Genomic DNA, 21,331 nt, shown 5'->3' with positions numbered 1-21,331 from the left:
TTAGGTCTAAGTCGCTGCGGTAGCCCACTTCTAAAGTCTTAAGTCATGTATTCTGCACTCTTAACTCCTTAAAAATGGGTAAATCACCACTTCTTGCTTAAAATTCTGATTGTCAACTTACCTCGAGTCGAATATTTTATTTTATTTCGTACTCTGCCGGATCGCAAACGCCGCCGCTCCAATCGCTCCAGCATGCTCGCCATGATGCGCCAACAACACCGGAACACCTTCACCGCGTGGACGCCATTCATGCAATTCCATAAAGGCCGCAAGCGGTTTCATCAAGGAATCTCCGGCTTGGGCAATGCCGCCGCCGAGTACAAATACTTCTGGCGAAAGGGCATTGATCAAGGAGCACATCGCAATCGACAACTTGCGCACTGAACTCAACCAAACGTAAGTGGCAATTGGATCACCCTTGCGGTAGGCTGCTTCCAGCTCATGGGTGGCTTGGTAGCGGTTGTAGGTGCGTTTTTCAATCGTGGCATTGCCGATGTGGTCTTCGATGCTACCTGGTATGTTGAAAATATCGAGATCAGGGTTATCCGCATCTACGGAGATATGACCCAGGTGGCCTGCCATCATGTTGCGCCCTTGTAGCAATTTCCCATCGATGATGATGCCGCCGCCTACGCCTGTTCCCAGCGTGAGCAAAATTACGTGTTTAGAACCTTTGGCTGCGCCAAACTGCGCCTCGGCCATCAGGGCACTGTGGGCGTCGTTCAGGATCCAGGTTTCGTGATCGAGGTAATCCGACCAAATGAATTTTTCCAGCCCATAAAAGCGTCCAGGCATGGAATAAATTGCGGTATTTTCTTCGTTGCAAATGCCGGGTGCCGACATCCCCATCGCAGTGATCTTATCACCAAATTCTTCCAAAAGATCGGCTGCAACAGATTTTACGACCCCTTTCCATTGCCACTCATCGATGGAGCTTGCGTGTTGCCCAAGGGGTCGAGACATCGTTTTTAGAACATTTCCATAGTGGTCGATGACGACTGCTTTTACCGCAGTACCGCCAAGGTCCATTCCGATTGCCAACATGGTCGTTTTTTTTCAATAATCAATCATCTATAGCCAAATTCCAGGTAGGGGAGTGGCCGAGGATGAACATTGATTATTCTGCTTTATCAATTACTTTCTGTGTGATTTCACCAGTGTTTTTGTCCTTCAGGATGATCTTTTTGCGTTCATCCGGCAGGATTTCGGTTTTGATGAGGTAGTACTGCTCATCGTAGTACTCGTATTGAGTACCTTCGGTAATGTCGTTGGAGCCCCGCCAAACGTCGAGCTGTACGGGTTCCCATTGCTTGGTTTGTGCGGATTTGTAACAGGCATCGATGATGGCATTGACGATATAACCATCATAAAAAGACTCCATGGGCGCGGCTCCATTGTCGATGCAACCAAACATATCCGCAAACATGTGCGGGTAGCCTAATTCATGTACTTCATCACCTACCGGGAACATCCAGCCCGTTTCACTTTCCGCTTTTTCGGCTACATAACCGCCCAAGCCTACGCCAGTATACAACTCAAAACCCGTGCGCAGGAAGTGATCGAGGCGAATGTTGCCTTCGGTTCCGGCTACTTCATCGCGGAGATCCATGCCACCGCGGTAGTTCCAGCTTACTTCAAACTGGCCAATGGCGCCATTGGCGTATTTGACCAGGCCAATGGCGCTGTCTTCGGCATCGATGGGTTTGACCTGAGTAGCGGCCCAGCACATCACTTCCAGTGGTCGGACTTCTTTGCCAATAAAATTGCGGGCGATTTCGATGCAATGGCAGCCGAGGTCGACGATGGCACCACCGCCAGCCATCTCTTTGTTCCAAAACCAATCGCTGTGGGGGCCAGGGTGTGCTTCGCGAGAACGAGCCCAAAGGATGCGACCTAATGCTCCATTTTTGATGGCGGCCAGGGATTTTAAGGTTTTGGGGGTATAGGCCAGATCTTCGAGGTAGCCATGAAAAACCCCCGCCTTTTCCACGATGTCCAACATCTCTTTGGCTTCCGCCGCGTTGCGACCGAGGGGTTTGGTGCAGAGTACCGCTTTGCCCGCTGCTGCGCACAATTTTACCGCTTCCAGGTGTTGATCATTCGGCAGGCCAATCACCACGATGTTGATATCTGGATCGTCAATGGCTGCGGCAAGATTGGTATAAGTTTTGGGAATTCCCCATTCTTTAGCGAACTTGTCGGCGCGTTCCTGACTGCGGGAATAGATGGCGTGGACGCGATCACGTCCGCGCAGGTTGTGCAAAGTCATGGTGTAAAAGGTACCGATTAAACCGGTGCCCAGCATGCAGATCTTATGGGTGTTCATACATTAAGGGTTGCAAACTTTCGGTAGACTAAGTGCTTGGTGTTTACGAGCGGGAAAATAGAAAGAAGCCGACAGTATTCCAAAGAAAATTAAGTTTGTAACTACAGTTGCCAAATAAATTTTTAGTTATGCTAAAAAAACGCATTGCCAGTTTCAAGTACGCCTTTAATGGGATTGCATTGTTGATCAAAACTCAGGCCAATACCCGCTTTCATTTATTGGCTGGCGCCCTTGTAATTGTAGTGGCATGGTACCTCGAAGTATCGGCGCTGGAATGGGCCATTTTGGCCTTGACGATTGGCAGTGTGGTCGCAGCGGAGGGTTTCAACACGGCGTTGGAGTTTTTAACCGATCTGGTTTCGCCCGATTACCACGAGTTGGCTGGCAAAACCAAAGATGTTGCTGCGGGGGCAGTATTGATTATGGCTTTTGCCGCCATCGCGGTAGCGGCATGTATTTTTGGGCCAAAAATTGTAGCTTTAGGGCGATAAAAAATGAGCACTTATTTTTGCCCCACTACTTTGATCATATGAATTTGAATTTTACCTGTAAACATTTTGAGCACCTAGGTTTGAAAGAACTCTATGACAGCATGGTGCTGCGGCAGGAGATTTTTGTGGTGGAACAAAACTGCGTCTTTTTGGATGCCGATGCAAGGACCAAATAGCATACCATTGTTTTGGGTATGACACCGATGGGCAATTGCATGCCTACACCCGCTTGCTGGACAAGGGAATTGCTTACCCAGAATACGCTTCCATTGGCCGGGTAGTGACTTCGGCAGCCTCGCGGGGTGGAGGTTGGGGTCGCAAATTGATGGAATACAGCATCGAGCAGTTGTACGCTACATTTGGGCAACAAGCCATCAAAATTGGCGCGCAGGCTTACCTGGAAAAATTTTATGGATCGTTGGGCTTCGTCCAATGTGGCGAGGGGTATTTGGAAGATGGCATTCCACATATCCCGATGTTGAGAGATTGACTATGCAACAGGATACCTATCGACATAAAGGGATGCGCCGCCAACTTGTGGAAAGTTTGCGCAAAAAAGGCATCAAAAATGAAAAAGTGCTGGAAGCAATTGGAATGCTACCTCGGCACTATTTTTTGGATAAAGCTTTTGAAGAACACGCTTACCAGGACAAAGCTTTCCCGATTGGCAACGATCAAACCATTTCTCAGCCCTACACGGTGGCTCACATGACCGAATTGTTGGAGGTAGAAAAACGCCAAAAGGTGTTGGAAGTAGGCACGGGCTCGGGTTATCAAGCGTGCATTCTGGCCAGTCTGGGCGGAAGGGTTTACAGCATTGAACGCCAAAAGGATTTGTACGAAAAGGCGAAGACTTTTTTGCCCGCCATTGGTTTTCCACAAATCCGCTTGTTCTACCGCGATGGGTACAAAGGTATGCCCGAATATGCTCCCTTTGAACGGATCATCGTTACGGCGGGAGCGCCCTTTATCCCGGATGCACTGCGGGATCAATTGAGCGTTGGTGGCGTAATGGTGATTCCAGTAGGGGAGGAGGAGCAGACGATGGTTCGGGTGCGGCGCATTGCCGAGAATTTGTTTGAGGACGAGCCGCTGGGGCCGTTTCGATTTGTACCGTTTGTGGGGGGGCTGAATGAGTGAAAAGCCTTTTATAAATTCAGGAATTTAACCTATTTCAAACCCGCCAATACCTCTCCTTTCTGCCGCAAGGACACTGGCACCTCCGCCCCATCCGTCAACAACAGTACATCTCCATCGCGTTTGAGCAAGGAGCGGACGTACTTCCGATTGACCAGATGCGATTGATGGGTACGCAAAAAACCATACTCAGCCAACAGGGTCGTAAATTCGCGTAGGGTTTTGGAGATCAGCAACTTGCTGCCATCTGCCAAAAACACGTAGGTATAGGTATTGTCGGACTGGCAGCGGATAATCTGATCGGGTTCTACAAAATCGACGCGGTCGCTGGCGGGTAGAGCAATTTTGGGTTGTTGCTGGGGAATGGAAGGCCAGCACACTCACAAGAATGGGTGTGAGTGTGGTGTGGGTGTGTGTTTGTGTGGGCTGCGTTTATATCGGTATCGACAGTTGTACCAAGGTTCCCTTTTCGTTGGCTTTGAGCTGGCTGCGGTCGGCAATGGTGAGGGTGATTTTTTGTTTTTTGCCAATGTTCAGTAGCTCAATGCGCTTGCGGGTAGTGTTGATGCCTTGGTGGCTGCGTTTGAGGGGGCTGTCCTGATGACTGGTCTCGCCGGCTTCAATGCCAATGCCATTGTCGATGATCGAGATGCCCATCCGGTACTCACCCTCCGGCCACATGCTGATGTGGAGGTCTTTGGGGATCGAGCTTGGCCGCAAGCCATGCAAGATGGCGTTTTCTACAAAAGGTTGCAAGAGCATGGTGGGGATTTCGGTGTTTTGTAGGTCGATTTCGGGGCGGATGTCAAAGTGGTAGTTGAATGGCATGCGCAAGGCTTCCAGGGAACGGGTTAGAATTCGCTGGGAAATTTAGGGATTCATTGATTGTACAAAGTTTTTACTATTTCACGTACCACCCCCTTCTTCGCCGGGTCGTACACCCAATTCGTATCAAAATAGCTCAACAGCTCCGTGTTCGGATCGTTGGACAAGGTAAGGCTGTGGAATTGAGTGGCGTTGTTTAGCTGGAAATAACGTACCTCTTCCAGCACTTTTTGATCCACCCGGTACATGATAAAATCGGAGATGACCAGCACATCGGCGTCGCGGTAATCCTGGGTTTTGAGTTGGCGGATGGCTTCGTAAAGGGGCAGTGAAATGTCGGTGCCGCCATGGAAAGACATGCGTAGGAACTTCGCCAGGGCATCAATCGAGTTGGCGATGTCGTACAAATCCAGGGTTTTGATGCCGATGGAAAAATTAATCAGGTAAGCCCGGCGGTTCTCGCGGGTCGCCATTTTCAGGATGCCTAGGCAGAGCACTTTGGCGATTTGTTCGGGGCGGCCCATCATCGACTCGCTGGTGTCCACACACACGATGAACGGGCCTTTTTCCCGCTGCTTGATGCGTTGCTGGACTTCGGTGTAGTTTTCGTTGCTGGGTTGCAGGCGGCGGTCTTCAAATTGGAGGGTGAGCAGGTTTTTGCCCAACCATTTGTGCATAAAGAGGTCTTCAGTGCTGGCATCACCCAGCAACGCCGCTTCCGAACTCAACAGGTGATTCAAATCGCCACTTTCTTTGATGCCCGTTATCTCGGCTGGGGTCAGTTCATCCTTGATCCATTCCTGGCGGATGATGGTTTTTTCAAAGGTTTCCTCCTCCATTTCGATTTCGGCTTCGCGCAGGTTGCCCAACAAATCAGCCAATTCCTGGATGGATTTTTCATCTTCGAGCAATTCCTGGTATTGTTGGATGACATCGAAAGAGCTGTCTTCCCAAAGTGAACGCGACATGTCCCAGCCCAAGTAATCGGAGAAAGGGCTGATCAGTTGCAGGAGTTTTTGGTATTCCTGCACCTTGGCATCGAGCAGGTTGAGGTAATTGTCTAGTTCTTCGCCCAATTTGGAGATTTGGTATTCGAGTATCCGGGCTTGCACCAAGGCGTCCCATTGTGCGAGCAGGTCGGTCAGGAGGATTTCCACACGTTGGCGTTCATCGGCAGGAATGTCTTCCAGGGCTTTTTCGCCAATGAGGGTTTGAAAACGCTGTTTGTAAAACTGCGCATCCAAATCCTCGCGGCGGTAGTGGTTTTCCAGGTAAGTGATCAGAATGGGCCAACGTTTGACGAAGAGGTGCAGCGGTGTAATCGCCCAATTGTCAATGCGGTCGAGGTCTTCCTGGTAAGGGTTTTTGTGCCGCATTTTATCGTAGCTCTTGCGCAGCCAATACAGGGTATCCAGCACCACCTGCTGGGAAATGCGCTGGTTGCGCTGGCAAATGGGCAGGAGGTCGCGCAGGGCAAACAGTTGATCGAGCGCAGCCTGGAAGTAGCGAAAATACTCGTCCTTCAGTTCGGGAATGTTATAAGAGCCCGGGCTGAGTTTATTTTGCAGGTATTGCACGAGGTAGCGCCGCATCTTGCGGTCGAGGATGCTGCCAAATTCGATGAAACGTTCGTATTCTTGCTCCAGTTGAGTCTGATTCATATTTGCATAAACGATTTGGGCCAAAAAGAGTTGAAACCAAAATTAATTGATTCCAATCAAGAACTTCCAACAAAAACTACAAACAATTGACTCTTGTTGGTATTTTTTGTTTATTTGAGAAAAAATTAAACACAGCGTATGATCACCTTGATTAAAGAAGTAGACCTGGCTGGTATTCAATCTGCCCTGACCCAAAATCCTGCCCAGGCCAATACCAAAATCCCTCTTGAGGATGGGGGCTCCGCACTGGCGCATCCCCTGCACCGCATTTGTGACGGCGTCTTTTCGGGTTTGTATTCCGATGAACAAGGCAAGCAAATGGCGGAGCTTTTTTTGGCAAATGGGGCCAAGGTCGATGGCAATGATCCTCAAATACTGAAAGATACTCCACTGGTGGCGGCGGCCAGTTTACACGCGGATCAGGTTGCTTTGTTGTACATCGAGGCGGGGGCGAATCTTGGGCACCAGGGCTGCCATGGGGGCACGGCTTTGCATTGGGCGGCCTGGTGTGGCCGACCTGAGCTGGTCAAAAAATTGATTGAAGCGGGGGCTGAAATCAATCCGCTTTGCAATGAATTCAAATCGACGCCCTTGTTTTGGGCGGTGCATGGTTTGCGCAGTGCAGAAGGCGAAAATCTGGATCAATACAAGGCCATTGTCAAAATGTTGCTGGAGGCTGGGGCGGATAAGTCGGTGCCGAATTTTGAGGGGTATTTGCCGAAACAGGTGTGGGATGGGGATGAGGAATTGAAGGGGTGGTTGGAGTAGTTCATATTGACTAATCTATTTGAAAAGTCAAGTTTTTTTTGTACATTGTTTCATCTTACTCCTTACAATATTAACGCAAATGCAAGATTTGGCGAACATAGCACTTCAATTTTCCACTAATCTTTTTTGGGATATTGATGAAGAAACACTGGATGTTGAAAAAAATGCCCGTTTTATTGTTGAACGAGTTCTTACTCGTGGACGCCTCGCGGATTGGCGAAAGCTCATTGAGCTGTATGGCTTGGATGGAATCAAAAAAGAAGTTGTAAACATTCGGTATTTGGATGCAATTACCCTAAATTTTTGTAGTACCTTTTTTGACTTACCTAAAACTCAATTTAGATGTTACAATCAGCCACAGTCCATCCAGCAACTTTGGCCTTATTAAAAAAAATAATGCAATCACCAGCATTGCAACAGTTTAATTTGGTTGGGGGTACAGCTTTGGCACTCCAGATAGGTCATCGAATTTCCATCGACCTTGATTTGTTTACAGAAGAAGACTATGACGATGTTCTGGTGCTACAGTCTTTAGTACCATTTGGTGAATTAGATGTGCTAGTCAATAATCCTCCTTTCCTACAGCTCAAATTGGATAACATCAAGGTTGATTTTCTTAAGTTTCCATATCCATTGATTCAAGATTTCATTGAAGTGGATCAAGTGAGACTCGTTACAGTTGAAAACATAGCGTGATGAAATTTTTAGCCATTGCCAGACGTGGTAGCAAAAAAGATTTTGTCGACCTTTTTTTCATTTTAAAGCAGTATAGTTTAGGGGAATTGGTCAAGCTATTTGAACAAAAACTTCCTCATATTGATATGTTTCACATTCTTAAAAGCCTAACCTATTTTGAAGACGCAGAGTTAGATGCTGACCCTAAAATGATTTTAAAGGCTTCATGGAGTGAAATGAAAAATAATGTCATAAAAAAAGTAAATGCATTTCTGGCCGAATAAATTGCCCGCCTAACCCTACCCCCCATAACTAAACTGCACCTTCTCCAACTGCAAGCCCACTTTCTGCAAGGCCTCCTGCACTTCCCGCAGGTTACTCTTCACCACTTCAGCATAACGCGCCTCCACGAATAAATTTTGTTCCAGGAATTCCAATTCTGCGGGCAAGTTATTCCGCAGGTTTTCTTCCTGTTTGCGCAAGTAGCTGCGGATTTGTTCGAAGCGCTCCTCCCAGTATTTTTGCACAATGGGGTGCGGCTTTTTGAAGATGACTTCCTGGCGTTCCCCTTTTTTGGTGCGCAGGGCGTAGGTATATATCCGGTCGTTGTGGCTCACTTCGATGGTAAATTCGCCCAGGCCCTGTTTGGCGCGCAGGCGGTTGACCAGGTTGCGGTTACCATCGTAGAAGTTGACGACTTGTGGGGCTTCGAGGTTGAGTTGTCGAAACTGTTTGACGGACACCAGGAAACCTTCAAACTGCTGGTCTTCCTTGATCAGCTCGTAATAATCATCCTGCACCACCAGCAATTGCTCTTCCGCTACGGTGTGTTTGACGCGGATTTCATCGTTCACGTCTTTTTCAAAATCCTCTACTTCCCGTTTGAGCAGGTTCAGGTTGACGGCCATGCTGTAACCGTGGCGGCGAATGGCATCGGTGACCATTTCTTCGATCAGTTCTTTTTGCTCGGGCCGACTCCAGAGGCAGTGAATCATCAGGAAACAATCCATCAAATCGACCCGGTTGCGGCCATTCAGGAAGGCGGAGGTGCGCAGCAGGCGCACGATTTTTTTCCAGCGCCGATCGTGAATTGGAATGGGATTGTCCAGGTTGTTGGTACGGGTATTGTGTTCGTCGATGCGCAGTTTGAGTACTTGGATGCTGTTGAGTACTTCTGCGGGTACTTCGATGGCGTTGATGGCAATGTCGAATTGTTGGAGTTCCACTTCGCTGAATTGCAGCTCGGCGGGTAAATCCACCTGGTACACATCCTCGGTATCCACGATCATGTTGACGAAGTTCTGGAACTTGCGGATGTTGTCCAGTTCCAGGCGCAACAAAAAGCGGTCCCAGATGGGGTCTAAACTGGCATTGCGCGGCGGCAATTCATTCGAGGCCGTGATGATGCCCCGGATGTTCACCCGCAAATCCTGGTCGCCGTTGCGGTAAATTTTTTCATTGAGGATGGTGAGCAGGGCATTTTGGATGGCCGGGCCAGCTTTCCAGATTTCGTCCAAAAAAACGACATTGGCCCCAGGCAGGTAGCGCTCGGTGATGCGTTCGTAGCGGTCTTCTTCTTTTAATTTTTTGATGGAAACCGGACCAAACACTTCGTCGGGCGTACTGAATTTGCTCATCAAATATTCGAAGGAAATGCCATCCCGAAAGGCGTGCTTGAGTCGTCGGGCAATCAAACTTTTGCCCACTCCCGGAGGGCCCAACAAAAAGATACTTTCACCCGCCAAAGCGCTCAACAAGGCCAGTTTCATGGCCTCTTCCCGCTCGTATAAACCCTGACAAAGGCCAGTCAAGAGTTGCTGAACCCGTTGCCGCAATTGTGTATCGATGCTTAATGCCTGTTCCATACCAAAATTTAATTTACCCCCCAATCCCAACCACGCACACCATCTTCTTCAACCACTCGTTTGTGGATCAATTCATCCACGGTGGCTTTGCGGATATTGAGCACTACGCCCTTAAAGTGTAAGGTTTTACCTGCCATGGCATGGTTAAAATCCACTTTAACCAAATCATTGTCCCAGGACAAAATTTTGCCATTGAACTGCTCGCCTTCTTCATCGGTCAGCATGATGAAATTGCCCTCGATCAGGAGGTTTTCCAGGCCACCCTTATCTTCTTCTTCAAAAACATCGCGTGGAATATCCAGTACCTGGTCCTGGTCTAGGTCGCCGTAAGCGAGGTCTGGTGGGAGGATGAATTCAAAGGCGTCGCCTTCGCCAAGCCCTTGCAAATGTTCTTCAAATGCGGGCAACAATTGGTCGCCGCCGCAAAAAAACTTGAAGGGATAATGTACATTCATTACCTCCAAAATTTCTCCTTCGGGGCCACCTTCCCGCAATTCATAACTAAGGGTGACGATGTTGTGTTCTTCCACGATCATGGGTAACAATTTTAGGTTCCAGGGTTCCAAGGTTCGGCGTTCCAGGGTTTGAAGAAAAGATTGTACTTTTATACATGTTCCTGAATAAACTTAAATATACAGGAAAAGTTGAATCAGGACTTACTTTTGTCAGGCGACCTACAGTTCGGGCTTATCGAGCAACAATTGGAGCGCAATAAGCATTAATCTTAGGTTTAGGTTGAGAAGGTTTAGGGAAGTTGAGGCTACCGCAGGGACGTAGACGTGTCCTTTGTCAAAAACGCTGCGGTAGCCTCAACTTTCCTCAACCTTCTCAACCTCCCTCAACCTCCCTCAACCTTTAACCATGAAGCATACTTTACTCTTCGCTTTTTTACTGTTTTCCAGCACCTTGCTCATAGCTCAGCAATTCCCGACCAAAGACCAATGGGAGCATCCCCTGTTTGGGCGCGTTCCTCGGGTGAATATGCCGGTACAAAATAATGCTGCCTTGTCGGCGGAGGAGCTAAATTTGCGGCAAATGGGACGGGCACCTCAATTTGCCAAAGCGATTGAGGTCGATTACAATCCAGAGAACAGCGGGGTTTGGGTAGAAACAAATCCGGGCACCAGCCGTTGGCGCTTGGGTGTACGTTCTGTAGGTGCACATTCGCTCAATTTGGGCTTTACCAATTTTTACCTCCCGACTGGTGCCGAATTGTTTTTGATCAATGGCAAAACGACTGAAAAAGCAGGGCCATTTCGCAGTGCAGACAATGAAGACCATGCGGAGTTTTGGAGCCCCATCATCGAAAGTGAAGAGATAATTTTAGAAGTTACCCTACCTACTCGCCAAAAATCAGACTTGGATTTACAATTGAGCTATGTGAACCACGATTTTATGAACCTGAGGGGCGTTCGCTCCTCCGAATGCCATATCGATATCTTGTGTGGGCAAAACAATGGTTACCCCCAAATCGAAAACTTTCGCAATGTAGCCCAAGCCGTGGGTTTAATGAGCATTAGGGGTACTTCAATCTGCACAGGCTATTTGGTCAACAACGGCAAGGAAGACTGTAAACCTTATTTTGTTACCGCCCGCCACTGTCAAAGCCGTACCTCCGATGCCCCATCCCTGGTCGTCTACTGGAATTTTCAAAATAGCTTTTGCCGTCAACCCGGCAGCACCGCCAATGCTTCACCTGGCGATGGCGCGTTCACCATTTTTAATTCGGGTATGGTACAAAGGGCTACCAATGCCAACTCTGATTTTACCCTTTTGGAATTAGACGATCCGGTCGTACCCGATGCCAATGCCTATTTCGCGGGTTGGAATGCGACCATGCAAACGCCCAGCGATGGCGTAGTCACCATCCATCAGGCTGGTAGTGAGGAAAAAAGATTCAGTTATTCAGGCCGGAGTACGTATCTCGGCAATTGGGGGGCTTCCACACAAGTAGCCAATGGTTCCCATTTGATCATTCCACGTTGGGACATTGGCAGTACGGAAGATGGCTCTTCGGGCGCTCCTGTGTTCAATTTAAAAGGCCAGGTATTGGGGCAACTGCATGGCGGAACCGCCCTTTGTGGCAATACGGGTTACGACTCCTTTGGCAGCTTCGATGCTTCCTGGGACGCAGGCACCAGCCAAACCAACCGCCTACGCGAATGGCTCGACCCCGATCGCAGCTCACTCACCGAAATGTCCGGCCGCTGGCAATACCAATGTGGCAACAACATCAACATTGATCAGGAAATTCGCCGAGTTTGTGGCATCGGAAAAGCGACCTGGAACCTTCAGGTGAACAACCCTAACACCTTGTCCGTACGTTTCCGGGTACTGGATTTGCCTACTGGTCTTACTGCCCGATTTGGCAGCAATCCAACCACTGGCACCAGAACCACCCTGGAAATCAGCAACGAATCGGCTATCCTTTCGGGTTTTCAAACCATCAAAATACAGGCCATTATTGGTGCAGATACTTTATCGCGTTTCATTCTCTTGGAGGTTGTTCAAACTCCTGCTTCGGTGCAAGCTATGGAACCTCAAAATGGTGACAATCTGGTGCCTTTACCGGTACAATTGCGCTGGCACAAAGCAAATTTCGTCCAACGTTATTCTGTGCTATTGTCGACTGATCCAGGATTTAAAAACATTGTTGCACGGTACAACACCTTTGATACCACTTATCAGATCGAACGTTTGGACTTAAAAGGGACCTTTTATTGGAAAGTATGGGGCACCAATCTTTGTGATACCAGCCAAATCCCTAATACCTATCAGGAATTTTCTATTGCTCCCAGCATTCAGGCGTCGGTTTTGCCCGATTTCCAGTCCAGATGCCAAGCCGATTCACTGGTTTTTTCCTTAAAAGCGGCGGATGGTTATCAAGGTTCAGCTGTGTTGAGTTATCGACTTTCCCCACGCTTCCCGCTCACTTTAAGCTTTAGCGAGGATCCTGCAAAAATCAATGCAGGTATCTTGTTTCAGGCCAAAGCCAAAAACTTGCGGCAACTTTTACCGGGTACTTACGAAATCACTTTTTACACCCGTCAAAATACCCTGCGGGACAGCGTAAAGGTCAGTTTTGAAATCTCTGCACCCCCTTCCGTACCTGTACTCAATACACCAGCCGTTTCAGCGGTTACTTTGGATCAGCGCCCCCGCTTGTCCTGGAGCGGTACTGGTTCTAATTTGCGCTATGAATTGGAAGTAGCTTCGGATTCTCTCTTTAAGTTCCCGATTTGGGTGGCGAATCTGGAAGTTACGGATTACCAACGCGCCCAGGACCTGGTTCCCGGTCGTTATTTTTGGCAGGTGAAAGCCATCAATTTATGCGCTACCGTGGCATCACCAGTGCGGGCTTTCACGGTTTTTCAGAGCAATTTGCAAAAAATCAACAATCTGGATGTTGGACTGGAACCCGTACCAAGTACAGGTAAGGTCAACCTCCACCTCTCTACACCCATAGATGGTGCCAGCATGGAGCTGTACAACTTGAGTGGACAGCTATTGGAAACGTTTATTCCAGGGCAGGTTTTCCAGGATTGGAGCCTGGATTTGGCGCGTTACCCCGCTGGGATGTACGTACTTCGGCTGAAGCATCGACAATCCTCGGTTGGCTTGCGGCTGATTTTGCAGCGTTAAGTTTGGTTATACGTTTACTAAACTTCAAAAGTTTAGTAAACGTATAACCATCATTTCAACTTCCGCTTCACCCCTTCAAAAGTCATTTTAACCTCTTTAATCGTGCCATCTGCATTAAAAAAAAGGCGGTCGATGCACACAACGCGGTGATCTCGATCAAAATTAGGGATTGGCCGGCGGTGGTAAACCATGTACCACTCATCGGTATTCGGAACATTGATGACGGAATGGTGCCCGGCCCCGGTGGCGATGTTTTCATCCGCTGTTAAAATCGTGCCGATCTTTTCAAAAGGCCCCATCACCCCATCTCCGACTGCATAGGCTACTTTGTAGGTGCCATTGGTCCAGCCGCCTTCCGACCACATGAGGTAATATTTTCCATTGCGGATAAACATCGTTGGTCCTTCCACATACCCTTGTGGTGTAATTTCTTTGACCAAATCGCCATTCGGAAAGGGCGTCAAGGCCGTAAAATCAGCATTGAGTTTTCCAATGTTGCAATGCCCCCAACCACCGTAAAGGATGTAGTATTGCTGGTCTTTGTCTTGGAAAACAAACTGATCAATGGGCTGAGCTTTATTGTAAAAGTGATTGATCAGTGGTTTGCCCAAATAATCACGGTAGGGGCCTTGGGGCTGATTGGCCACCGCAATGCCAATGCCACCCATGGTATCGTCTTTCACTTTGTTTCTTTCGGCGCTTTGAATGTCGTTTGCTGAAAAAAACAGGAAATATTGCTTGTCTTTTTGCACAATTGAGGGTGCCCACATGGCCATGTGGGCCCATTTGATTGCGCTTGTATCGACAATTTTGGGGTGTTTTTTCCAGTTTACCAGGTCTTTAGAAGAAAAGGCGTCCAGAAAAACCTGGGCTTTGTACTTTGCTGAAAAAGTGGGGAATACCCAGTACTTGTTGTCCAAAATTACCCCTTCCGGATCGGCGTACCAGCCTTCAAAAATGGGATTTTTAGGCGATTTAGCCTTCGCCCTGCTGCGGGTTTGTCCTGCCGGTATGGCCAATACCTCTTGCTCTTTTACCGGGGTGCCAAAGTTGGGCGTACCGTCCGGATTCCAGCTGAATTTTTGCATTCTCGGCGAACGAAAAGTGCCACAACCTTGCCCTGGTTTTGCATTCGCATGGTACAAGATCCAATCTTCTTTGCCATCGGGTGATTTGAAAAATGAATTGTGCCCGGGAGCATACACTCCATTTTCGGGGGAAGCTTTAAAAACGGGTTGAGGCGATTTAACCCAGCTCTTGGCATTGAGTAAGTCCGCGTTTTTATCCGCACTGAGCATGCCCAATGCGTAAAAATCCGTCCAACATCCACTGGCGGAATAAATGATCAACAGTTTATTGTCGTGTTTCAAAATTTGCGGCCCTTCATTGACATTGACATGGCTAGGATTGCCCGGTAAATCGCCGTGTTTTTCCCAGTCAAAGTCCGAACCGGAGAGCATGACCCTTGGTCCCTCAATCATCCAGGGGTTTTTCATTTTGGCGATGTAAATGTTTTGCTGCACGTTGACGTCCCCTTCCCAGCCCGACCAAATCATGTAGAGTTGGCCATTGTGTTCAAAAACATCGCCGTCGATGGCCCATTTGTCGGTGGCGTCGGCTACTTTTCCTTTAAAATCCCAGTTGCCTTGCATGGGGTCGGGGGAGGCATTTTCCAAGACATACATTCGGTGATGGTTGTTGTCGCCATCATCAGCGGCAAAGTACATGTACCACTTGCCTTGGATAAAATGGATCTCTGGAGCCCATATTTCCTTGGAATACAGAGTGCCTGCGGGTGGAGTCCAAATGATTTTTGCTTCGGCTGTTTTAAGGTTGGCCAGGTTTTTGGTTTTCCAAATACCCAATCTATTGCCCATGGTATGGGTGTAATAGTAATAGCCATCTTTGTAAAAGCTGTAAGGGTCGGCACCAGAAGGCAATAGGGGATTGGTAAAGGTTTCCTGGGCGATGCCAGTGAAAATAAGGGCAAAAAATAGCGGTAAAAGCAAAAAGAATTTTTTCATCGCGGTATGAATATTTCATGCGGGAGCAAGATATATTCATTGTGCAAATTTTCCATTCCTTACTTGGGGATTTTGATCTCATACAACTTTCCGGCCCGATTGCTCAATTTGGAGTCAATCAACCAGGGATTATAGATTTTGAGCATCCGATAGGAGGTATTGTGCTCTTTGGCAAAGTCGCCCAGGCTCAAGATGGGTGTTTTGACTTCTACAATTTTATAATTATCCAAGGGTGGGTAATTCTCGTTGTCGAGGTAAAAGCCGTATTGCTGTGGGTTTTCAAAAATGTCTTTTACGGCAATGAGGCGAAAGAAATACCGCAAGGTTTCGTCAGGCAGGTTGAGTTCGTAATAAGACTCGGCGCGTTGGAGTTTCATGTCACTGGCCAGACGGGTTGGGCCCATGTTGTAGGCTGCCGCAACCAGGGGCCAGGAGCCAAAGCGCTTTTTGAGGTCTTTCAGGTATTTGATCCCTGCCCGCGTTGATTTTTCCACGTGGTAACGTTCGTCCACTTCTTCATTTACTTCCAGGCCATAATAATCGGCAGAGCTTTTCATGAACTGCCAGAGCCCCTTAGCTCCGGCCGAAGAAGTGGCGTTGCTGAGGTTGCTTTCGATTACGGGGAAATATTTCAAATCATTGGGCATGTCGTTTTCAGCCAGTACTTTTTCGATCAGAGGGAAATACCGCGCGGTACGCTTGATGTTGATCAGGGTATTGGCGTGCAAATAGGAGTTGATCAGCAGTTCTTTTTCTAACCGCTCGCGTACATCGAAACTTTCGCTAGGCACTACTTCACCCGCAAAATCAAACTTGCGGTCGAGGTTGACACTTTTGATGACTTGCGGCAAACTGTCGTTGTCACCTCCATTACTGCCCGAACGCAAGCCACTATAAGAACTCAATAGTGCAATGGTGAAAAGTGCGGCTGCTACCGCAGCATAAATGCGAAGTCCCTTTTGCATAGTCGAAAAGTATAGATATTGCCCAAAGATACAAAAAATTGCGGCCTCAGCCAGTTTAGGCTTTCCGCTTATAAATGGGCACGGTAGAACAGGGTTCACCATACATGATGCTCAGTACGTGCGGCTTGAGCAAGCGGGTTAATTCCAGGTACGCGGAAGGTGGTACTGGTTTATCGCTACAACCTTTGATGACGATGCGTTGGCCAGCATAAGAAGCAGGGTCGATTTGACTCAAAGATCGATTGAAGGCCGCCTTGTAATAATTGTCTGCATCGCCCTGGAAAATATCTTTCGCAAAAGCCTCCGCGTAAGTAGCCACTAGCATGTAAGCCCAAACCGGAATGATGGAGTCATTGGAGCAATAAACCAATAAAACCTTGCCTTGGTACTGCGTCCAATCATGGTTTTTGAGTGCTTCCCTAAAATCTTTCTCCTTCAAAATCAACCCCATGAATAGGTAGTCAAGCAGATCGAAATGAGCAATTTCGCCATTAGGGAAAAAGTCTTCCAGGTTTACAGTCATCAAGCCACTATTGGCCACGCGGTTTACGAGTAAATCTTCCATATTGCTTATTCTTCAATTGGATCAGCGGCATTCTCCGCCAGTTCTTCAATGTCTTCAGGTTCACCGATGAGGTTTTCCGGGTCTCTGAATTCTTTGGGCTGTGGCAGATCTTTGATGCTTTTTAGCCCAAAATAATTCATAAACTTGTCTCCGGCACCGTATAAAAGTGGTTTACCCGGGCCTTCACTCCGGCCCACAATAGAAACAAGTTCCTTCTCCAATAGTTTCTGGATGGCGTAATCAGAATTGACGCCACGAATTTTTTCGATCTCGGTTTTTGACACGGGCTGCTTGTAAGCGACGATAGCTAGGGTCTCCAAAGCAGCGCGCGAGAGGCGTTTGCGGGTTCTTTGTTTGAGTAGGGTGCCAACGGTATTGTGATAGGCACCTTTGGTCAAAAATTGGTAACCTTCGGCAATTTCGATCAGCTCAAAAGCAAAGGATTCGTCCTGATATTTTTCAATCAAGCCCTGAATCGCCTTTTCTATTTCTTCCTGGTGGAATTCCAATCCGAAGGTTTCTTCCAAACAAGCCCGAATGTCGGTAAATGAAATGGGGGCATCCGCCGTAAAAATCAAACTCTCGATGTGTTGTGCCAAATGCTTCAAGGCCAATAACTTTTTGTGCTAATGATCAAAGCGTAAAAATAATTCAGATTCTGGGAAAAAAGACATTTCTTAGTAAGATGCTCAGCACGATGAGAAAGATAAAGGTGCCTCCAGCAATCCACCAGGCACGTTGGGTGTAAGTTTTTTCGGTCTGTTCCGTAGATTTTCGCCAGCGGTTTTTTGGCGTATCCGCATCCACATTGATCTGGCAAGAGTAAGTAAACCCGACATCCTGTCGATCCAATTTCAGTTCGCAGAGTTCTTCTTCGATGAAAAAAGAGTAAGCTTTGGAGTGTTGTACATTAAAATCGATCAACACTACCCTGGAGTTACAATGCACGACCAGGTGCCCATCTTTGTCACCATGAAAAAGACCAATGAGGTATGCTTGTCCGAGGTCATTGGTGAAACGCCAAAAAGTTTCAGCCATGGGAATATGAGTTTTTGCTGATCAAAATGGGGCATTGTGCATTGGTCCAATTTAAAGTAATTCTGGCAAAAGTGAAACAGGGGCTTGAAATTAAGTTTGTTAAATTTTTATCCCTTCCCCCAAGGCCAGCACTTTATAAGGCTGCCGCATTTTTTCGGCAAGATCGACGAATATTTGAGGATCGGCGGTATTGAATTCAAATAGGTCGTAGTGATGGGGAATCACCAATTTAGCCCCAATGGCCAGACCCAGTTCCACTGCTTCACGGGCATTCAAATTACCTGCTACGCCACGCGCCGGGTCGTTGCCATTGATGGGCAATAAGGCAATGTCTACCTGGAAGGGTTTTAACACTTCCACTATTCCCGGGTACCAAAGCGTATCGCCACTATGGTAAATTTTCCAGGGCCCAAATTCGAGCACGTAGCCCATGAAACGACAATTGCCCTGGGCATCCCTTTCCAATTCATTGTGTGCAGCAGGCACTCCATGTAGGGTGAATGGCTCCAGTTGTAGACTTTGGCCATCATTCAAACCTAAGGGTAAATCCCGAGCACAGCCCACCCTTTCCACCACAAAATCCCGGTTGGCTTCCGGGATAACAAAAGCGGCTTGGGGGTTATTGGCCAAAAGCGGCTGCAAGGTCTCCGCATCCAAATGATCGGTATGGTTGTGGCTGGAGCTAAGGATGTCGATGCCTTGCAGCAGCGCGGGGTCAATGACTCGTTCACTGATGCGCACATGTGGTTTGTTGGTATGGGCATATTTCCGGGTAAGGGAGTCGGAAAGGTAGGGGTCAAAAAGTACCCGTTTGCCCTGCCATTGCAACAAAAAACCACTTTGACCCAACCACCACAATTGAAATTGCCGGGCATCGGTTGATTGTTGCAGTACCTCTGCCCATAGTGACTCATTTTTGCGCAATGCGACCTTTAGCATAATAGAACCTATTTTTGACAAGCGTTCAAAATGTTGCTATCCAATTTGTTAAATAAAAATATTTCCTTTCTTCGCGTCAATCTGGGTTGGAACAAGTACAGTTTTAGTGGTAGTGCATCTACCTGGCAATCCTTGTATTTTTGTTTCACTAAGTCCATACAGGGTAAAAGCACCAAGTAGGCTAGGGTTATTATTTCACGGCACACAAAACCCACTATCATGGAGCAATTTTACCCTTTAACTACGAACCACAATTTTCTGACCCAAACCAACTGCTGCATCGTCATTACCGACGATACTCAATTGGGCCGCTAAATTAATTTTGACCAGGCAAAAAAAAATGTCTGGTCTTTTTTGCATCTTTACGATCTAAGAAATATCCAGCAGCCCATGTTGACCAAACGATTACTTCTCTTTTTCAGCACGCTAATCCTTGGATTCAGTGTGTTGTATGCCCAAAAAAATGACTCTACCAAAACCATTTTTGACTTCATGGCCCTTGGCGATGCGCTTGAAATGGAGTTGAGTACGGACATGACTTTGCTCAAAGATCAAAAAAAGACCAATGAATACCAACCCGCCAGCATAACTTTTACAGACGCTGGGGGTAAAGTCCAAAAATGGGAAGTCAAACTGCGTTCCCGAGGAAAATTCCGCCGCCGCATCTGTGTGCTACCACCACTCAAACTCAATTTTAACAAAGGTGATTTGCAAAAAGCAGGCTTGGCCAAAGATGATGAACTCAAACTCATCACCCACTGTGTGGAAGGCTACGAAGGCAAGGAGTTTTTGATGCGGGAATACCTGGCGTACAAACTTTATCAAATGATCAGCCCTTATGCATTAAAGGTGCATCTGGTCGAAATCAAATACCGCGACAGCAAAACTAGGATGAAATCTAGCGGTTGGGGCATCCTCATGGAAGACGAGGCTAGTATGGCCAAACGTTATGGTGCCAAACTATGTGACGATTGTTTTTCCACCCCTAAAGACAGCCTCAACATGGAGCAAGTCAATGCGGCTTGTATGTTTGAATACATGATCGGCAATACAGACTGGTCCATCCAAATGGTGCGCAACGTAAAAATGTTGAAGTTTAAAGACGGGAGTAAGGCCGCCATCGTCCCATATGATTTTGACTTTTCGGGATTTGTCAATGCCAGTTACGCTTTGCCCAATGCCGATTATAAACTCACCAGCATTCGCGAGCGCATTTTTCTAAGTTTGACCCAAAGTGACACCGAAATAGCCTCTACAAAGGCGCTTTTTGAGTCCAAACGCCAGGCCATGATTGACCACATCAAAGGGTTTAAGGCCTTGAGCGCTGCCGGACGTAACGATGCGGTAAATTATCTTGAATCTTTTTATGAATCTTTAAAGCAACCTTTGCGCAGACCATAAATAATTTTTAAAAATCTGGTTCAAGCACCTCAAAATTCCTCCAAAAAAAACTAATATTGACAAGTCATGTTAGTGTATAGATGGTGTGCTCTCTTGCAGCGCCCATTCATACCCCAAAACCAGATCGCGCGTGAAAGATTTTACTAAAAAAGTGGCCGTCATCACTGGAGCAGGTTCGGGGATGGGCCGGGAATTGGCGGTTCAGCTTGCCGCTGCTGGAGCAAGTGTTGTGCTCAATGATTGGAACGAAGAAACCCTGCAAGAAACCGTTCAGCTTGTTGAAAAACAGGGCGGTACGGTAGCTGGTCGCGCTTTTAGTGTGGCCGATCGAACCGAAATCTACCATTTCGCCCAGGAAACAGTGAACCGCTTCGGTGGGGTTGACATTGTCATCAACAACGCGGGGATTTCCCTTTTGCAGCAAAAAATCGAAAGCACCTCCTACGAGCTATTTGAAAAAGTGATCAACATCAACATGTGGGGCGTGATTTATGGATCCAAAGCCTTTATCCCTTTTTTGAAGGAAAGACCAGAAGCTGCGCTGGTCAATGTGTCCAGCATTTTTGGCATTGCCGCCTACCCCGATCAAGGCGCTTACGTAACTGCTAAGTTTGCAGTGCGCGGATTTACCGAAGTGCTGCGCCAGGAACTGGCCAAAACAAGCGTAAGCGTAACCTGCGTACACCCTGGGGGCATTAAAACCAACATCATCCGCAACATTGAGACTCAACACACCGCACGGCTCGATAAATTTTCAGACATTTTCGATCGCATGGCCAAAACCAGCGCCGCCGCCGCCGCCAAACGCATCATCATGGGCATTGAGCGCAAGGAAAAACGGGTATTGATTGGCAAGGACGCTCGCTACATGGACAGCATTGCCCGCCTGCTGCCAGGCAAGTATGAAGATACCATCATGAAGGGCTACGATATTGAAAAATTTAAGTAACACCTCAAGTTTCTGTTGCTTTACCCATTGATTTTGAGCATTGGATGAAAATTCTTTTGG

Annotated in this window: 24 protein-coding genes and 1 pseudogene; 11 read left to right on the top strand and 14 right to left on the bottom strand. The window is 47.6% G+C overall.

Features of this window, described 5'->3' with window-relative positions:
• Positions 1-141: 141 nt before the first annotated feature.
• On the bottom strand, positions 142-1,044 hold the full coding sequence (locus ACEW9O_RS02545) for an ROK family protein (protein ID WP_373548549.1): 903 nt from the start codon (positions 1,042-1,044) through the stop codon (positions 142-144).
• Between the two features lie 73 nt (positions 1,045-1,117).
• Positions 1,118-2,326: a Gfo/Idh/MocA family protein gene (locus ACEW9O_RS02540; protein ID WP_373548548.1), complete on the bottom strand. Its 1,209-nt coding sequence runs from the start codon at positions 2,324-2,326 to the stop codon at positions 1,118-1,120.
• A gap of 128 nt (positions 2,327-2,454) precedes the next feature.
• Here ACEW9O_RS02540 and ACEW9O_RS02535 point away from each other — a divergent pair, with 128 nt between their 5' ends.
• Genes ACEW9O_RS02535 through ACEW9O_RS02520 form a run of 4 tightly spaced genes read left to right on the top strand, consistent with a single transcriptional unit; the run spans position 2,455 to position 3,957 of the window.
• Entirely contained in the window at positions 2,455-2,817 is a 363-nt protein-coding gene (locus ACEW9O_RS02535) for a diacylglycerol kinase family protein (RefSeq protein WP_373548547.1), read from the top strand.
• A gap of 38 nt (positions 2,818-2,855) precedes the next feature.
• The gene (locus tag ACEW9O_RS02530) at positions 2,856-2,993 is read left to right on the top strand and encodes a hypothetical protein (protein WP_373548546.1); all 138 of its coding nucleotides are present in this window, start codon (positions 2,856-2,858) and stop codon (positions 2,991-2,993) included.
• A gap of 35 nt (positions 2,994-3,028) precedes the next feature.
• Entirely contained in the window at positions 3,029-3,307 is a 279-nt protein-coding gene (locus ACEW9O_RS02525) for a GNAT family N-acetyltransferase (protein ID WP_373548545.1), read from the top strand.
• 2 nt (positions 3,308-3,309) lie between these two features.
• Positions 3,310-3,957: a protein-L-isoaspartate(D-aspartate) O-methyltransferase gene (locus ACEW9O_RS02520; protein ID WP_373548544.1), complete on the top strand. Its 648-nt coding sequence runs from the start codon at positions 3,310-3,312 to the stop codon at positions 3,955-3,957.
• Between the two features lie 29 nt (positions 3,958-3,986).
• Here ACEW9O_RS02520 and ACEW9O_RS02515 read toward each other — a convergent pair whose 3' ends face one another.
• Genes ACEW9O_RS02515 through ACEW9O_RS02505 form a run of 3 tightly spaced genes read right to left on the bottom strand, consistent with a single transcriptional unit; the run spans position 3,987 to position 6,440 of the window.
• Positions 3,987-4,334, bottom strand: a complete 348-nt coding sequence (locus ACEW9O_RS02515) for a LytR/AlgR family response regulator transcription factor (RefSeq protein WP_373548543.1) — start codon at positions 4,332-4,334, stop codon at positions 3,987-3,989.
• A 52-nt stretch (positions 4,335-4,386) separates the two neighbouring features.
• A complete protein-coding gene (locus ACEW9O_RS02510) occupies positions 4,387-4,782 on the bottom strand; it encodes a hypothetical protein (protein WP_373548542.1) in 396 nt (131 codons plus the stop codon).
• A gap of 50 nt (positions 4,783-4,832) precedes the next feature.
• Entirely contained in the window at positions 4,833-6,440 is a 1,608-nt protein-coding gene (locus ACEW9O_RS02505) for a VWA domain-containing protein (RefSeq protein ID WP_373548541.1), read from the bottom strand.
• A 138-nt stretch (positions 6,441-6,578) separates the two neighbouring features.
• On the opposite strand from ACEW9O_RS02505, the gene ACEW9O_RS02500 reads away from it, so the two are divergent.
• From ACEW9O_RS02500 to ACEW9O_RS02485, 4 genes are all read left to right on the top strand, one after another.
• Entirely contained in the window at positions 6,579-7,208 is a 630-nt protein-coding gene (locus tag ACEW9O_RS02500) for an ankyrin repeat domain-containing protein (protein ID WP_373548540.1), read from the top strand.
• Positions 7,209-7,287: 79 nt separating this feature from the next.
• Positions 7,288-7,596, top strand: a complete 309-nt coding sequence (locus ACEW9O_RS02495) for a hypothetical protein (protein ID WP_373548539.1) — start codon at positions 7,288-7,290, stop codon at positions 7,594-7,596.
• On the top strand, positions 7,551-7,904 hold the full coding sequence (locus ACEW9O_RS02490; RefSeq protein WP_373548538.1) for a nucleotidyl transferase AbiEii/AbiGii toxin family protein: 354 nt from the start codon (positions 7,551-7,553) through the stop codon (positions 7,902-7,904). Before ACEW9O_RS02495 ends, ACEW9O_RS02490 begins: the two co-directional genes overlap by 46 nt.
• A complete protein-coding gene (locus ACEW9O_RS02485; protein ID WP_373548537.1) occupies positions 7,904-8,167 on the top strand; it encodes a hypothetical protein in 264 nt (87 codons plus the stop codon). The genes ACEW9O_RS02490 and ACEW9O_RS02485 overlap by 1 nt, the downstream gene beginning before the upstream one ends.
• A 15-nt stretch (positions 8,168-8,182) precedes the next feature.
• On the opposite strand, the gene ACEW9O_RS02480 is transcribed toward ACEW9O_RS02485, so the two are convergent.
• Together ACEW9O_RS02480 and ACEW9O_RS02475 are read right to left on the bottom strand one after the other, a co-directional pair.
• Positions 8,183-9,748 carry an AAA family ATPase gene (locus ACEW9O_RS02480; protein ID WP_373548536.1) on the bottom strand — a complete coding sequence of 522 codons (1,566 nt, stop codon included), beginning with the start codon at positions 9,746-9,748 and terminating at the stop codon, positions 8,183-8,185.
• 8 nt (positions 9,749-9,756) lie between these two features.
• The gene (locus ACEW9O_RS02475) at positions 9,757-10,284 is read right to left on the bottom strand and encodes a peptidylprolyl isomerase (protein ID WP_373548535.1); all 528 of its coding nucleotides are present in this window, start codon (positions 10,282-10,284) and stop codon (positions 9,757-9,759) included.
• Positions 10,285-10,609: 325 nt separating this feature from the next.
• Between ACEW9O_RS02475 and ACEW9O_RS02470 the strand changes: the two genes are divergently transcribed.
• Positions 10,610-13,390, top strand: coding sequence for a trypsin-like peptidase domain-containing protein (locus tag ACEW9O_RS02470; RefSeq protein WP_373548534.1), 2,781 nt, complete (start codon positions 10,610-10,612; stop codon positions 13,388-13,390).
• A 50-nt stretch (positions 13,391-13,440) separates the two neighbouring features.
• Here ACEW9O_RS02470 and ACEW9O_RS02465 read toward each other — a convergent pair whose 3' ends face one another.
• The 7 genes and pseudogenes from ACEW9O_RS02465 to ACEW9O_RS02435 form a co-directional block, all read right to left on the bottom strand.
• Positions 13,441-14,409, bottom strand: a complete 969-nt coding sequence (locus ACEW9O_RS02465; protein WP_373548550.1) for a glycoside hydrolase family 43 protein — start codon at positions 14,407-14,409, stop codon at positions 13,441-13,443.
• Positions 14,395-15,414 (bottom strand): annotated as a pseudogene (locus tag ACEW9O_RS02460) (family 43 glycosylhydrolase); the annotation flags it as partial. The gene ACEW9O_RS02465 and the pseudogene ACEW9O_RS02460, both read right to left, overlap by 15 nt.
• 59 nt (positions 15,415-15,473) lie before the next feature.
• Positions 15,474-16,379: a lytic transglycosylase domain-containing protein gene (locus ACEW9O_RS02455; RefSeq protein WP_373548533.1), complete on the bottom strand. Its 906-nt coding sequence runs from the start codon at positions 16,377-16,379 to the stop codon at positions 15,474-15,476.
• 55 nt (positions 16,380-16,434) lie between these two features.
• Positions 16,435-16,944: a DUF2480 family protein gene (locus ACEW9O_RS02450; protein WP_373548532.1), complete on the bottom strand. Its 510-nt coding sequence runs from the start codon at positions 16,942-16,944 to the stop codon at positions 16,435-16,437.
• 5 nt (positions 16,945-16,949) lie between these two features.
• Positions 16,950-17,552: an SMC-Scp complex subunit ScpB gene (scpB, locus tag ACEW9O_RS02445; protein WP_373548531.1), complete on the bottom strand. Its 603-nt coding sequence runs from the start codon at positions 17,550-17,552 to the stop codon at positions 16,950-16,952.
• Between the two features lie 43 nt (positions 17,553-17,595).
• Positions 17,596-17,982, bottom strand: coding sequence for a hypothetical protein (locus tag ACEW9O_RS02440; protein WP_373548530.1), 387 nt, complete (start codon positions 17,980-17,982; stop codon positions 17,596-17,598).
• 99 nt (positions 17,983-18,081) lie between these two features.
• Positions 18,082-18,921, bottom strand: coding sequence for an MBL fold metallo-hydrolase (locus tag ACEW9O_RS02435; RefSeq protein WP_373548529.1), 840 nt, complete (start codon positions 18,919-18,921; stop codon positions 18,082-18,084).
• A gap of 390 nt (positions 18,922-19,311) precedes the next feature.
• On the opposite strand from ACEW9O_RS02435, the gene ACEW9O_RS02430 reads away from it, so the two are divergent.
• A complete protein-coding gene (locus tag ACEW9O_RS02430; RefSeq protein ID WP_373548528.1) occupies positions 19,312-20,322 on the top strand; it encodes a hypothetical protein in 1,011 nt (336 codons plus the stop codon).
• Between the two features lie 130 nt (positions 20,323-20,452).
• Positions 20,453-21,271: an SDR family NAD(P)-dependent oxidoreductase gene (locus ACEW9O_RS02425; protein WP_373548527.1), complete on the top strand. Its 819-nt coding sequence runs from the start codon at positions 20,453-20,455 to the stop codon at positions 21,269-21,271.
• Positions 21,272-21,331: the final 60 nt, after the last annotated feature.

This window comes from Haliscomenobacter sp. (assembly GCF_041740695.1).
Taxonomy (GTDB): Bacteria; Bacteroidota; Bacteroidia; order Chitinophagales; family Saprospiraceae; genus Haliscomenobacter.
Note: the sequence above shows the minus strand (reverse complement) of the source record. Positions and strands in the feature narration are given on the sequence as shown.

Bases quoted from the DNA above. Each gene is read 5' to 3' on its own strand.
- ACEW9O_RS02545 (WP_373548549.1), bottom strand. From the start codon at position 1,044: ATGTTGGCAATCGGAATGGACCTTGGCGGTACTGCGGTAAAAGCAGTC.
- ACEW9O_RS02540 (WP_373548548.1), bottom strand. From the start codon at position 2,326: ATGAACACCCATAAGATCTGCATGCTGGGCACCGGTTTAATCGGTACC.
- ACEW9O_RS02535 (WP_373548547.1), top strand. From the start codon at position 2,455: ATGCTAAAAAAACGCATTGCCAGTTTCAAGTACGCCTTTAATGGGATT.
- ACEW9O_RS02530 (WP_373548546.1), top strand. From the start codon at position 2,856: ATGAATTTGAATTTTACCTGTAAACATTTTGAGCACCTAGGTTTGAAA.
- ACEW9O_RS02520 (WP_373548544.1), top strand. From the start codon at position 3,310: ATGCAACAGGATACCTATCGACATAAAGGGATGCGCCGCCAACTTGTG.
- ACEW9O_RS02510 (WP_373548542.1), bottom strand. From the start codon at position 4,782: ATGCCATTCAACTACCACTTTGACATCCGCCCCGAAATCGACCTACAA.
- ACEW9O_RS02505 (WP_373548541.1), bottom strand. From the start codon at position 6,440: ATGAATCAGACTCAACTGGAGCAAGAATACGAACGTTTCATCGAATTT.
- ACEW9O_RS02500 (WP_373548540.1), top strand. From the start codon at position 6,579: ATGATCACCTTGATTAAAGAAGTAGACCTGGCTGGTATTCAATCTGCC.
- ACEW9O_RS02495 (WP_373548539.1), top strand. From the start codon at position 7,288: ATGCAAGATTTGGCGAACATAGCACTTCAATTTTCCACTAATCTTTTT.
- ACEW9O_RS02490 (WP_373548538.1), top strand. From the start codon at position 7,551: ATGTTACAATCAGCCACAGTCCATCCAGCAACTTTGGCCTTATTAAAA.
- ACEW9O_RS02485 (WP_373548537.1), top strand. From the start codon at position 7,904: ATGAAATTTTTAGCCATTGCCAGACGTGGTAGCAAAAAAGATTTTGTC.
- ACEW9O_RS02480 (WP_373548536.1), bottom strand. From the start codon at position 9,748: ATGGAACAGGCATTAAGCATCGATACACAATTGCGGCAACGGGTTCAG.
- ACEW9O_RS02475 (WP_373548535.1), bottom strand. From the start codon at position 10,284: ATGATCGTGGAAGAACACAACATCGTCACCCTTAGTTATGAATTGCGG.
- ACEW9O_RS02470 (WP_373548534.1), top strand. From the start codon at position 10,610: ATGAAGCATACTTTACTCTTCGCTTTTTTACTGTTTTCCAGCACCTTG.
- ACEW9O_RS02455 (WP_373548533.1), bottom strand. From the start codon at position 16,379: ATGCAAAAGGGACTTCGCATTTATGCTGCGGTAGCAGCCGCACTTTTC.
- ACEW9O_RS02450 (WP_373548532.1), bottom strand. From the start codon at position 16,944: ATGGAAGATTTACTCGTAAACCGCGTGGCCAATAGTGGCTTGATGACT.
- ACEW9O_RS02440 (WP_373548530.1), bottom strand. From the start codon at position 17,982: ATGGCTGAAACTTTTTGGCGTTTCACCAATGACCTCGGACAAGCATAC.
- ACEW9O_RS02435 (WP_373548529.1), bottom strand. From the start codon at position 18,921: ATGCTAAAGGTCGCATTGCGCAAAAATGAGTCACTATGGGCAGAGGTA.
- ACEW9O_RS02430 (WP_373548528.1), top strand. From the start codon at position 19,312: ATGTTGACCAAACGATTACTTCTCTTTTTCAGCACGCTAATCCTTGGA.